This window comes from Acidithiobacillus sp. (assembly GCF_023229925.1).
Classification (GTDB): domain Bacteria; phylum Pseudomonadota; class Gammaproteobacteria; order Acidithiobacillales; family Acidithiobacillaceae; genus Acidithiobacillus.
Map to the genome: position 1 here is coordinate 93,207 of NZ_JALNYM010000003.1, position 11,691 is coordinate 104,897.

The following is an 11,691-nucleotide window of genomic DNA, read 5'->3' on the forward strand; positions in this document are numbered from 1 at the left end:
TTTGCCGCAAATGGCCGGATAAATCCAGGTCATTCGTGCCTGGGGCAGATGCCAGGGGAAATAAAACGGGGCCATCGCCCAACGCGGTGATTTGGCGTAGAATAGCAAAAGTTTATATACGAAAGCTTCGCCGGTGTCGCCGCAAGGTTTGATGCGTCCAGGCACTCGTTATTGAGCACGCCAGAGAGAGGTTGGTTCGCCATGTTATACCCCGAGTTGTTCAAATTGCTGGAGGCCGCGCGCTGGAACATGGCCACGGATATTCCCTGGGAGCGGTTTGACCGTACCCTGGTTAGTGATGAGCAGTTGCGCACGATCAAGATGAATGCGGTCACCGAGTGGTCGGCACTCCCGGCGACGGAGATGTTTCTCCGCGACAACCGGAATGACTCCGATTTTTCGGCCTTCATGTCCATCTGGTTCTACGAAGAACAGAAGCACGCCCTGGTGCTCATGGAATACTTGCGCCGCTTCGCCCCGGAATATCTGCCGACGGAAGAAGAACTGCACAATGTGCGCTTTGAGTTTGATCCAGCACCGGCGATGGAAACCCTCATGCTCCATTTTTGCGGCGAAATCCGCCTGACACACTGGTATAAATGTGCGGCGCAGTGGCATAGCGAGCCGGTGATCCGCTCGATTTATGAGGTGCTATCCAAGGACGAGGCGCGGCACGCGGGTATTTATCTGAAATATATGCGGCGCGCCATTGACCGCCTTGGAGATAGTGCGCGTCTGGCTTTTGCCAAGATCGGTGTGCTCATGGCTAACACCAAGACGGCGAAGGCATTGCATCCCACCAATCTCCATGTGAACAAGGCGATGTATCCCGAGGATAGCGTGCAGAGTCATCTTCCGGACCCAGGTTGGCTGGAGCAATGGCTGGATACCCAGATTCATTTCGACGCGATTTGGGAGGGCAAGGTGGTCAATGGCATTTTGCGCAACCTTTCTGCTTTGCTCGAAACACCCATTCAGAGTGTCAGGGACCTCAGCCGTTACCGCAAGGTGATAAGCGCCGCCGACCGTGATGCTTCTGGGCATCTGGTTGTGGGCTGATCACGCTGTAGCGCTTTGGCGACGAGGGCTGTGTTACCAGGTATAAGAGAAAAATGACGGAAGATCCATGGTGGACCCTTACCCTGGATGCCCGGTTGCAGTGGGCATTGAGTCCGGAATTGCCAGAAGTGTACCGGCCGTTTCTGTTGACGGAGCAGTGGATGCAGACCCGCTGCTATTTTGCCCGCCGTGCGGACCTGCGGTTGGATGAGGTAGCGGTGCTGGCAGCGGATGGGGACTACGTTATCCGCCTGTGTATTGCGAAAAGGCCGGATTTAACGGCAGAACAGGTGGGGGTTTTTTGTCAGGATCACGCCCCTAACGTGCGCTATGCCATCGCCCGCAATCCATTGCTGACGCAAGTTCAGCGTATGCAGTTGCTGACGGATGCAGACGAGCTGGTGCGACAGGCAGCGGCTAAGGGGCCGCGGCCGAGCAAAGAACGCTGCCGTCCAGGTCAAGCGCCGTTATTGCGCTGACCCGGTTTACCGGCCTTAGTCCGCCTGGCGGCGCAAGAAGGCGGGGATGTCCAGATCGGCGTAGTTCGGGGTGTTATTGCCGCCGCGGGCGGGGGCAACCGAGGCGGCGGAGCGTTCGGCCTGACGCATACCGGTGGGCTTGTCGAGATTGCGCCAGTCTGCGGCAGTGGCTGGTGTCGCTGCCGGGCGGGTGCGAATATTTTCGACCGCCAGACGCACGGGTTCCCGTTGTAATCCAGTAGCGACCACCGTAACCCGCAGTTCCCCTTCCAGTTCCGGATCCAGCACGGTGCCGACCTTGACGTTGGCGTCATCCGCCGCATAACCGCGGATCAGTTCGCCGACTTCTTCAAACTCGCCCAAAGTCAGGTCCATGCCGGCGGTGATGTTGACCAGAATGCCGCGGGCACCCGCGAGGTTGATGTCGTCCAGCAGCGGGCTGGAAGCAGCACGCGTGGCGGCGTCCTTGGCGCGGTTTTCGCCGCGACCGCTGGCGGCACCCATCATCGCTAGGCCCATGCCGGACATGACGGTGCGGACGTCGGCAAAATCCAGGTTCATCAGGCCGGGACGGGTGACCAGCTCGGAAATACCCTGCACGGCGCCGAGGAGGATGTTGTCGGCGGCCTGATAGGCGTCCTTGAGGCTGATGTTCTTGCCGAGGACGGACAACAGCTTTTCGTTCGGGATGATGACCAGCGAGTCCACATACTGGGAGAGTTCGTCGATGCCGGAGAGGGCGTGTTGCTGGCGCTTCTTGCCTTCAAAGTTGAAGGGCTTAGTGACCACGCCGACGGTGAGGATGCCCATGTCGCGGGCAATGGCCGCCACCACGGGGGCGGCACCGGTGCCGGTGCCGCCGCCCATGCCGGTGGTGATGAAGACCATGTCGGCTTTTTCCAGTGCCGCGCGGATTTCGTCACGGCCTTCTTCGGCAGCCTTGCGGCCGACTTCGGGATCCGCGCCCGCACCGAGGCCGCGGGTGATCTGGGCGCCGAGTTGGATGGTGTGGCTGGCCTGGGAATGGCGCAGAGCCTGGGCATCGGTATTGGCGGTGATGAATTCCACGCCTTCCAGGCCCGCCGCGCACATGTTGTTGATGGCGTTGCCGCCACCGCCACCGACGCCGATAACCTTGATGACAGCGCCGTCCTGTTCACATTCATTGAGTTCAAACATGGTCTTTCCCCTTCTTGAAGTCCTGCAAAATGGTGTGCTTCGGCCCTGCAAGCAGGAGTCAGCCAAAGCTCGTCTGTACCCAGGAGCGCATCTTGCGGAAAACGCCGCCGAAGCTGGTATCCATATGATTTTCCCGGGCCGCGATGGCCGGGTTTTGAAGTGGCTCGGCCTGACTCGCCACTTGATTGTGGAGGCCATACATAACCAGGCCGACACCCGTGGCATGGCCCGGAGTGCGGACGACGGTTTCCATGCCGGGTAAATGCATGGGTTCGCCAACGCGCACCGGCAGGTGGAGGATTTCTTCCGCCAGCTCGGCCATGCCTTCCAGCTTGCTGGAGCCGCCAGTAACGACCACCCCTGCCGCGACCAGATCTTCGTAGCCGGTGCGGCGCAGTTCGGCCTGGATCAGTTCAAAGAGTTCTTTGATACGGGGCTCGATGATGTCGCCGAGAATACGCCGGGAAATGGTCCGGGGCGGGCGAGTGCCGACACTGGGGACGGGTATTTCGTCGTCCTGCTCGATCAGGTCGCCGAGGGCGCAGCCATAGAGCTTTTTGATCTGTTCGGCCTCGACGGGCGGAGTGCGCAGGCCAAGGGCGATGTCGTTGGTGACTTGGTCGCCGGCAATGGGGATGACGGCGGTATGGCGAACGGCGCCATCGCGGAAGATGGCGATGTCCGTGGTGCCACCGCCGATGTCTACCAAACAGACACCAAGTTCTTTCTCATCAGCGGTGAGGACGGCATCGGCGGAAGCCAGTTGTTCGAGGACCAGATCCTGTACCTGCAAGCCGCAGCGTTCGACGCACTTGGTGATGTTTTGCGCGGCGCTGACGGCACCGGTGACGATGTGCACCCGTGCCTCCAGGCGCACGCCGGACATGCCGACGGGTTCACGGACGCCTTCCTGGCTGTCGATCATGAATTCCTGGGGGAGGATGTGGATGACGTTCTGATCCTGGGGAATGACGATGGCACGGGCGGCGTCCATGACCCGACCGACATCGTCATTACTGACTTCCTTGTTCTTGATGGCGACGATGCCGTGGCTGTTATAGCCGCGGATGTGGCCGCCGGCAATGCCGACGACGGCGCCGTGAATTTGCACGCCGGCCATCAGCTCCGCTTCCTGCACGGCGCGGGTGATGGCCTGAACGGTGGATTCGATGTCGACCACCACACCCTTTTTGAGACCGCGGGAAGGATGTTGACCGACGCCAATGATTTCTGCCTCGCGGCCGCCCCTGGACTGGGCGACGATGCAGGCGACCTTGGAGGTGCCGATGTCCAAACCGACGATGAGTTCTGGATTGCTGCGTTTCATTTTGTTTCGCTCCTTCGGATCAGTGATCCGTTACTGACTACTGACGGTGGCCGCCGCGGGCATGGCGACCGCAAAGCCGTTGGTGTAGCGCAGGTCCATGGTGGCCCCCGGCACGAGGTATTCCTTGACCTGGGGGGCAATAACCACCCAGCGTTTTAAGGCGGGAAGGAGGTCTTCACTGCCCAACACCAGGCGCACCTTATTGCTGAGAATGCAACGCCAGCCGCCGCGTTGATCCTCCTGCAAATCCAGCACCTTGACGCCCAGGGGGGCGAGGATTTGGTTGAAGTTGGCCATTTGTGCAACCAGCTTGGCGCCACTGTTCGCCGGTCCTTCGAGATTTGGCAGATCAGCGGGTACCTGACTAGAAGGGACGCTGAACACCTGACCTAGCCCATCCACCATCTGTCCGGCACCACCTAACCAGCGGGCTACTGGGGTGTAGGGCTTGATATTGACTTGTAGCCGGTCGGGCCAGACCCGGCGCACTTCGGCATCAGCCACCCAGGGTAAAGTGTCGAGAGCGTGCCGCACCTGATCCGGATTGACCCAGAGAAAGCCCTGATCCGCATAAGGTTTGAGGACAGCGTTGACCTCGGGCAGAGGGATATGTGCTGAAGTGTCGGTAATGGCCAGGGTGCTGATGGGCATGAGTTGCGGCTCGCGCACCCAGTTCCAGCCCATCCAGCCCCCCCAGGCGAGGGCGCCGAGGCCGATACCGCTGACCAACACATTACCGTAAAGTCGCCACGGAATGGGCCGACGTACTTTGGGCGGGGCGGCCTCGATTTTGCGTTTGGGCGGCTCCTTGATGGTGGCGGCAGACCGCTGCGGGTTCTGCCCATGGCGGTAATCGCGCATGACGCTAACCATGTTTCACTCTCCTCTGCGCAGTGCGCAGTATGGCGTTGCATAACTCCGGGAAATCCATGCCGACCGCTTTGGCGGCCATGGGGACCAGGCTGTGGCTGGTCATGCCGGGTACACTGTTGACTTCCAGGAGATGGGCCTGGCCGTCGTAGCTGATCATGAAGTCGACCCGTCCCCAGTCGCGGCCGCCCAGCTCGGCAAAGGCTCTGAGCGCAAGTGTCTGTAACCGCTGATCCAGTGTGGTACCGAGGCCGGAGGGCAAAAGGTAGCGGGTATCGTCGGCGAGATACTTTGCGGTGTAGTCGTAGAAGGCGCGGGGTGTTTCGATGACAATGGGCGGCAGTGCATGGCCGTCGAGGATGCCGACGGTGGCTTCATGGCCGATGATGGCACCCTCACAGAGGACTTCGTCTTCCATCGCAAAGGCGTTTTGTAAGGCCGCATCCAGTTCTGCTGGACCCGCAACTTTGCTGACGCCAAGGCTGGAGCCGCCGTGGTTGGGCTTGACGTACAGCGGCCAGCCGAAACGGGCGCCGAGATCGGGCGCATTCTCGCCGCGGCGCAGCAGGATGCCGTCGGTCACCGGTAAACCGGCTGCTCGCCAGAGCTGCTTGCTGCGCCATTTATCCATGGCGAGGGCAGAAGCGAGGACGCCGCTGCCGGTGTAAACGATATTCAGAGTCTCCAGACAGGCCTGCAGCAGGCCGTCTTCGCCTATTGCGCCATGGCAGACGTTGAAGACAATGTGCGCCTTGCTGTCTGCTACTTGCTGCTGAAGGATGGCCGGCTGGATATCAATGCCGACGGTATCCAGACCCAATCCTTGCAGCGCCTGCAATACGGCGCGACCGCTGTCGAGGGAAACTTCGCGCTCGCCAGAGGGACCACCATAAAGTACGGCTATGCGGGGTAAATCAGACATCGGCCACCTCCCCGATGACACGCATCTCCGGCTGGAGTGCGATGCCAAAGCGACTGAGAACCTCTCGTTGTACGTTGGCCACCAGTGTTTCAATCTCCTCGGCGCGGGCAGCACCGCGGTTGATAATGAAATTGGCATGCTGAGAGCTAACTTCGGCATCGCCATAACGCATGCCCTTGAGTGCTGCTGCTTCAATGAGCCGGGCGGCGTGATCGCCAGGGGGGTTGCGGAAGACGGAACCGCAGCTCGGCCATTCCAGAGGCTGGGTGGCGGCGCGGCGTTCCTGCCCGGCGCGCAGGCGCTGCATGACGCTGTCGCTGTCTTCGGGGGTCAGGCGTAATCCGGCGGCAATGAAGCAGGCATCATCCTGACCCTGCACCTCGCGATAGCCAATCTGGAACTCGGCACGGGACAGACGTTGCACCTGGCCATCAGGATGTAATACCTCGACCCATTCCACCAAGTTCCAAGTGTCGCCACCGTGGGCGCCGGCGTTCATACTGAGACAGCCGCCCAGGGTGCCAGGAATGCCAGCCAGAAATTCGGCGTCCGCGAGCCCAGCTTTGGCAGCGAAATGGGCGATTTTGACGGCGCCCGCGCCCGCTCCGGCACGGATCAGGCCGGATGCGTCGATGGTGATTTCATCCAGGGCGTTGGCCAGGCAAATGACGGTGCCGCGCAGACCGCCATCGCGTACCAGCACATTGCTGCCCAGCCCGAGCCAGGTGAGCGGGCCGATGGCGAAACGCTGCAGGAAGGCCTGCAGATCTTCCAGCGTGCCGGGCAGATAGAAGCGGTCGGCCGGGCCACCGACCCGCCAACTGGTGTGGCGGTGCATGGGTTCTCCCAGGCGCAGGCGACCCCCAATAGCGTGCGTCATGCGGGATCCTCCCCGAAGACCTGCGGCCACTGTGCCGCCAGACTGGCGATGCTGCCCGCGCCCAGGGTCAGCAGTACGGCTCCGGCAGGGAGTTCGGCGCGGATTTGTTGCGGCGCTGTGAGTAAATCAGGCAGGAAACGGACGGTTATGCCTTGCGTGCCCATGGCGTCGGCGAGGGCGCGGCTGCTGATACCGTGCAGGGCCTTTTCGCCAGCACTGTAAATGTCCGTCAATATCACCCGATCCGCTGTCGCCAGGCTGCTGACGAAATCATCGAAGAGCGCTTGCGTGCGGCTGTAGCGGTGGGGTTGGAAGGCCACCACCAGGGGCCGCTCCGGCCATACGGAACGGGCTGCGGCGATGGTGGCAGCGATTTCCCGGGGGTGATGGCCGTAATCATCCACCACGGTAATTCCATTGAATGTACCAACCAGCTCAAAACGCCGGCCGACCCCACGGAAATCCGCCAGAGCAGTAACAATAGTGGATTCCTGTATGCCCACCTTGCTGGCGATGCCGATGGCGGCGAGGGCATTGAGGACGTTGTGCCGACCGGGAATGCCCAGTTCTACGTCCAGCCAGTGAACATAGTCGCTGTCCACCCGCCGCCATACGGCGAAGCGACTACCGATGCCGTGCACGGTGACGTCACGCGCTTGCAAATCCACATCGTCACTGAAGCCGTAGCGCAGTACGGGGGTGCGCAATTCGGGGATGAGGCCAGCGACAACGGGTTCATCGGTGCAGAGGACGGCGAGGCCGTAGAAGGGCAGGCGCTGAAGAAATTGCAGAAAGGCATCACGCAAATTGTCGAGGCTGTCACCGTAGGTTTCCATGTGGTCGGCGTCGATATTGGTGACGACGGCCATGACTGGCGAGAGATAAAGGAAGGATGCATCAGATTCGTCCGCTTCTGCCACCAGATATTCGCCACTGCCAAGGGCGGCATGGGTACCGGCGCTCTTCAAGCGGCCACCGATGACGAAGGTGGGGTCCAGCCCGCCAGCGCCGAGAATGCTGGCCACCAGGCTCGTGGTGGTGGTCTTGCCGTGGGTGCCGGCGATGGCGAGGCCCTGCTTGAAGCGCATCAGCTCTGCCAGCATTTCGGCGCGGCGGATGATGGGGATGCGCAGTTCGCGGGCGGCTTGCACCTCTGGATTGCTTTCGGGAATGGCCGAAGAAATCACGACCACATCGGCGCCGCGCACATTGGCCGCTTCGTGGCCGCCGAAGATCCGCGCACCTAAGTCCGTCAGGCGCAGGGTAGAACTGCCGGGGCGTAAATCGGAACCGGAGACGGCATAGCCGAGATTCAGCAGCACTTCGGCGATGCCGCGCATGCCGCTGCCGCCGATGCCGACCATGTGGATTTGGCGGACCCAGTTACGCATTTTTACCTCCCGCACATTCTATGCACGCTGTCGCAACGGTGGCGGCGGCGTCGCCCCTGTTCTGAGCGCGCGCGGCTTCTGCCCAGCGCAGGCGGAGTGCGGCGTCGGTGAGCAAGGGACTCAACACGTTGCGCAATTGTATGGCGTCCAGGCCCTCCTGGCGCAGCATCCTGGCTGCACCCGCCTCTTCCAGGAAACGGGCGTTGGCGGCTTGATGGTCGTCTACTGCGAAGGGGAAAGGGATCAGGACGGCGCCGATACCTGCAGCGGCGAGCTCGGCGATGGTGGCGGCGCCCGCGCGGCAGAGGGCGAGATCGGCCCAACCCAGTGCCGCCGCCATATCCTCTATGAAGGGTTCTACTCGGGCGTCAATGCCTGCCTGCGCGTAAGCCGCCCGCGTGCTTTCCACGTGATTCTTGCCTGCCTGATGCCAGATGACAGGGCGCTCGGCGGCAGTCATGCTACTCAGCGCGGCGACACTGACTTCATTGAGCACCTTGGCGCCCTGGCTGCCGCCCATGATGAGCAGATGTGTCGGCCCTTTACGGTTGTGAAAGCGTTCTTGCGGTGTGGGCAAGGCGCGAATAGACTCGCGCACCGGATTCCCCACCCACTCACCGTGGGCCAGATGGGCGTCGGGAAAACCGAGAAAGATATGCCTGGCCAGCGGAGCGAGAAAACGATTGCTGAGGCCGGCGATGGCATTTTGTTCGTGCAGGCAAAGTGGGCGTCCCAGAGTCCAGGCGGCGATGCCGACGGGCGCGGCGACGTAACCGCCCATGCCCAGGACCATGTGGCTCCGGGTCTGCCGCAAAATCTGCCGTGCCTGCAGAATGGCCTTGCTCACCCGCCAGGGTGCACCCAACCAGCGCCCGATGCCTTTGCCGCGCAGGCCTTGCATGTCCAGGGTATGCAGTGGATAGCCGCGTTCCGGCACCAGACGTGCTTCCATCCCGGCGGCTGTTCCTGCAAAAGCGACCTCCACGCCTCGAGCGCGCAGTGCGTCGGCGACCGCCAGGGCCGGGAAGACATGGCCGCCGGTGCCGCCTGCTGCGATCAGGACGCTGTCAGCCATTCTGGAGTTTCCCCCGGACGGCGATTTCGTTTTTGGGCACGGCCGGATAACGGCGACTGACGCCGAGGACGACACCCAAGGCTGCGCAGAGAAAGACCAGGGCGCTGCCACCGTAACTGATCAGCGGTAGGGCAAAGCCCTTGGTGGGCAAGGCACCGAGGTTCACCCCCATGGACATGACCGCTTCGCCCCCGAACCAGGTCAGGGTGCCGTAACAGAAAAGAGCGAAGAATGCATCACCGGCGGCAGCAGCACGGTGGCCGATGCGGTAGATCCGCCAGCAGGCGATGCCATAGAGAATCGCCAGGGACCACACTCCGATCATGCCGAGTTCTTCGCCGATCACTGCCAGAATGAAGTCTGTATAGGATTCGGGCAGGTAGAAATATTTCATTACCCCGTCTCCCAGACCGACGCCGAAGATGCCGCCACGCCCAAAGGCAATGAGAGATTGCACCAACTGGAATCCGGCCCCGTAAGGATCTGCCCAGGGGTCTTGGAAGGTCGTGATGCGGGCTAGGCGATAAGGCGCTGATACGGCCAGAATACCGAGCGCGCTAACCGATACGGCACCGGCCAGGATGACGTAACCCAAGGGCAAGCCGCCCAGAAAGAGCATCACTCCCGTGAGGAGCACCACCATCGCGTAAGAGCCGAAATCGGGTTGCAGAAGCAAGAGCACACCCAGCAGACCGAGTACCACAAAAATCGGCCAGAGCCCCTCTTTGAAGCGGCCCAGCAACTCCCCCTTACGTACCACATAGCGGGCGAGGAAAAGCAGCAAGGCAAATTTCAGCAGCTCAGAAGGTTGCAGGCGGACGATGAGGAAGTTGATCCAGCGATGGGAACCATTCACCGATACGCCGATAAATGGTATGAAAACAATGATCAGGGAGATTATGGAAAGGCCCATCAGCGGGAAAGTGATGCGCTCCCAGAAATCCAGATCAATGCGGCTGGCGTAATAGAGTATCGCAGCGGCAAAAATACCGTAGAGGCCCTGCCGCTCGGCAAAAAAGAAGGGATTGCCGGTATCGTGTTGGGCGATCGGAGCGCTGGCGGAGTAGACCATGATGAAGCCGAAGCCGAGCAGGGCCAGTATGATCCACCAGAGAACCGTGTCGGCAAGTCCGTCTTCCGCTAACCACCAGCTTGGCCTGGTCATGCCACTCTCCCCGTCACGGTCTGCACGGCCGCGGCAAACTGGCGGCCGCGATCCTGATAATCGGTGAACATGTCCGTGCTGGCGCAGGCAGGCGAGAGCAGCACTTGATCGCCACTTTGCGCCATCTCTGCGGCCGCCAGCACCGCTGCTGGCATACTGTCAGCGGCTTGCACCGGTAACACGTCTGCCAGTAGCGCGGCTATTTGCCAGCCATCCTTACCTATGACAATGGCCCCCCGTTGACCGATGCAAGCCTCCCGCAGCGGGCTCAGGTCGGCTCCCTTGGCATCGCCGCCCAAAATCATCACCAGGGGTCCCGGCAAGCCGGACATGGCTTTGAGGGTGGCGCCCAGATTGGTACCCTTGGAATCGTCGTAGTAGTTCACGCCGTTCACCTCAGCGATCCAGGCGAGGCGGTGGGGCAAACCGGAGAAATTGCGCAAGGCCTGCCGAATGGCGGTCAGTGGAATATCTACGGCACGAGCGAGCAAAGCCGCCGCCAACACATTTTCGGTGTTATGCCCACCGCGTAGCAGGAGTTGATCCAAGGCCAGCAACGGACCGTCGGCGCGCAGGCAGAGCTGATCATCGGCAGTATAGGCGTCGCGATCGCCTGTCTGTCCAAAGAACTGCAGCTGCAACCCTGCCGGAACCTGGGCGGGGAGCGTGGCGGTAAAGGGGTCTTCGGCATTCAGTACCAGGGTATCTCCCGCCCCCATCGCCTGGAAAATGCGCGCCTTGGCGTCACCATAGGCCGTATAGTCTCCGTGCCAGTCGAGATGGTCGGGGCTCAGGTTGAGGATGGCGGCGACGCGTGGGTGAAAGCGCTGGCAGGCCGCGAGCTGAAAGCTGGACAGTTCCAGCACATAGAGCTCCGGCTCGGGACCTGTTTCCGGCAAAAGGTCGAGGGCGGGGGTGCCGAGGTTGCCACCGACGGCGGCGCGTAGTCCGGCGGCTTGTGCCATCTCGCCAAGCAAAGTGGTGACCGTGCTTTTGCCATTGCTGCCGGTGATGGCGACGATGGGCGTTTGGGCGATCCGGCCAAAAAGTTCGATATCGCCCATGATCTCTATACCTGCTTGTCTGGCGCGGAGCAGGGCGGGCAATGTCGGCGTCAGCCCGGGGCTGAGCAGGATGATATCTGCACCCAGGAACATGTCTTCGGGAAGGCCGCCAAAATGGAAATCGACGTCTGGGTATCGTTGCCGCATATCGGCGGCGTCTTTTAGCAGGCGGGTGTCCGCGGCCCGGCAATGGGCGCCCAGGCGCAACGCAGTGCGCAGGAGGGAATGTCCCGTCTTGCCCATGCCAGCGATGCATACCTCTTTGCCGTTGAAGTCCATG

The 11,691-nt window shown here is 61.5% G+C and carries 11 protein-coding genes; 2 read left to right on the forward strand and 9 right to left on the reverse strand.

The features are described 5' to 3' along the window. Positions 1 to 201: 201 nt before the first annotated feature. Together M0P56_RS10505 and M0P56_RS10510 are read left to right on the forward strand one after the other, a co-directional pair. Positions 202 to 1,059, forward strand: coding sequence for a ferritin-like domain-containing protein (locus M0P56_RS10505; RefSeq protein WP_291509981.1), 858 nt, complete (start codon positions 202 to 204; stop codon positions 1,057 to 1,059). Positions 1,060 to 1,112: 53 nt separating this feature from the next. Then, positions 1,113 to 1,538: a hypothetical protein gene (locus M0P56_RS10510; RefSeq protein ID WP_291509982.1), complete on the forward strand. Its 426-nt coding sequence runs from the start codon at positions 1,113 to 1,115 to the stop codon at positions 1,536 to 1,538. Positions 1,539 to 1,553: 15 nt separating this feature from the next. On the opposite strand, the gene ftsZ is transcribed toward M0P56_RS10510, so the two are convergent. Genes ftsZ through murD form a run of 9 tightly spaced genes read right to left on the reverse strand, consistent with a single transcriptional unit; the run spans position 1,554 to position 11,690 of the window. Continuing rightward, positions 1,554 to 2,717, reverse strand: a complete 1,164-nt coding sequence (gene ftsZ, locus M0P56_RS10515; RefSeq protein ID WP_291509983.1) for a cell division protein FtsZ — start codon at positions 2,715 to 2,717, stop codon at positions 1,554 to 1,556. 58 nt (positions 2,718 to 2,775) lie between these two features. Next, a complete protein-coding gene (gene ftsA / locus M0P56_RS10520; RefSeq protein WP_291509984.1) occupies positions 2,776 to 4,044 on the reverse strand; it encodes a cell division protein FtsA in 1,269 nt (422 codons plus the stop codon). A 30-nt stretch (positions 4,045 to 4,074) separates the two neighbouring features. Next, positions 4,075 to 4,917, reverse strand: a complete 843-nt coding sequence (locus M0P56_RS10525; protein WP_291509985.1) for an FtsQ-type POTRA domain-containing protein — start codon at positions 4,915 to 4,917, stop codon at positions 4,075 to 4,077. Beyond that, positions 4,910 to 5,836, reverse strand: coding sequence for a D-alanine--D-alanine ligase (locus M0P56_RS10530; RefSeq protein ID WP_291509986.1), 927 nt, complete (start codon positions 5,834 to 5,836; stop codon positions 4,910 to 4,912). The genes M0P56_RS10525 and M0P56_RS10530 overlap by 8 nt, the downstream gene beginning before the upstream one ends. After that, positions 5,829 to 6,716 carry a UDP-N-acetylmuramate dehydrogenase gene (gene murB, locus M0P56_RS10535; protein WP_291509987.1) on the reverse strand — a complete coding sequence of 296 codons (888 nt, stop codon included), beginning with the start codon at positions 6,714 to 6,716 and terminating at the stop codon, positions 5,829 to 5,831. Before murB ends, M0P56_RS10530 begins: the two co-directional genes overlap by 8 nt. After that, positions 6,713 to 8,107, reverse strand: a complete 1,395-nt coding sequence (murC, locus tag M0P56_RS10540; RefSeq protein ID WP_291509988.1) for a UDP-N-acetylmuramate--L-alanine ligase — start codon at positions 8,105 to 8,107, stop codon at positions 6,713 to 6,715. Before murC ends, murB begins: the two co-directional genes overlap by 4 nt. Further along, a complete protein-coding gene (murG, locus tag M0P56_RS10545; RefSeq protein ID WP_291509989.1) occupies positions 8,100 to 9,182 on the reverse strand; it encodes an undecaprenyldiphospho-muramoylpentapeptide beta-N-acetylglucosaminyltransferase in 1,083 nt (360 codons plus the stop codon). Before murG ends, murC begins: the two co-directional genes overlap by 8 nt. Next, entirely contained in the window at positions 9,175 to 10,347 is a 1,173-nt protein-coding gene (gene ftsW, locus M0P56_RS10550) for a putative lipid II flippase FtsW (protein WP_291509990.1), read from the reverse strand. Before ftsW ends, murG begins: the two co-directional genes overlap by 8 nt. Beyond that, positions 10,344 to 11,690: a UDP-N-acetylmuramoyl-L-alanine--D-glutamate ligase gene (gene murD / locus M0P56_RS10555; RefSeq protein ID WP_291509991.1), complete on the reverse strand. Its 1,347-nt coding sequence runs from the start codon at positions 11,688 to 11,690 to the stop codon at positions 10,344 to 10,346. Before murD ends, ftsW begins: the two co-directional genes overlap by 4 nt. Position 11,691 lies beyond the last annotated feature (1 nt).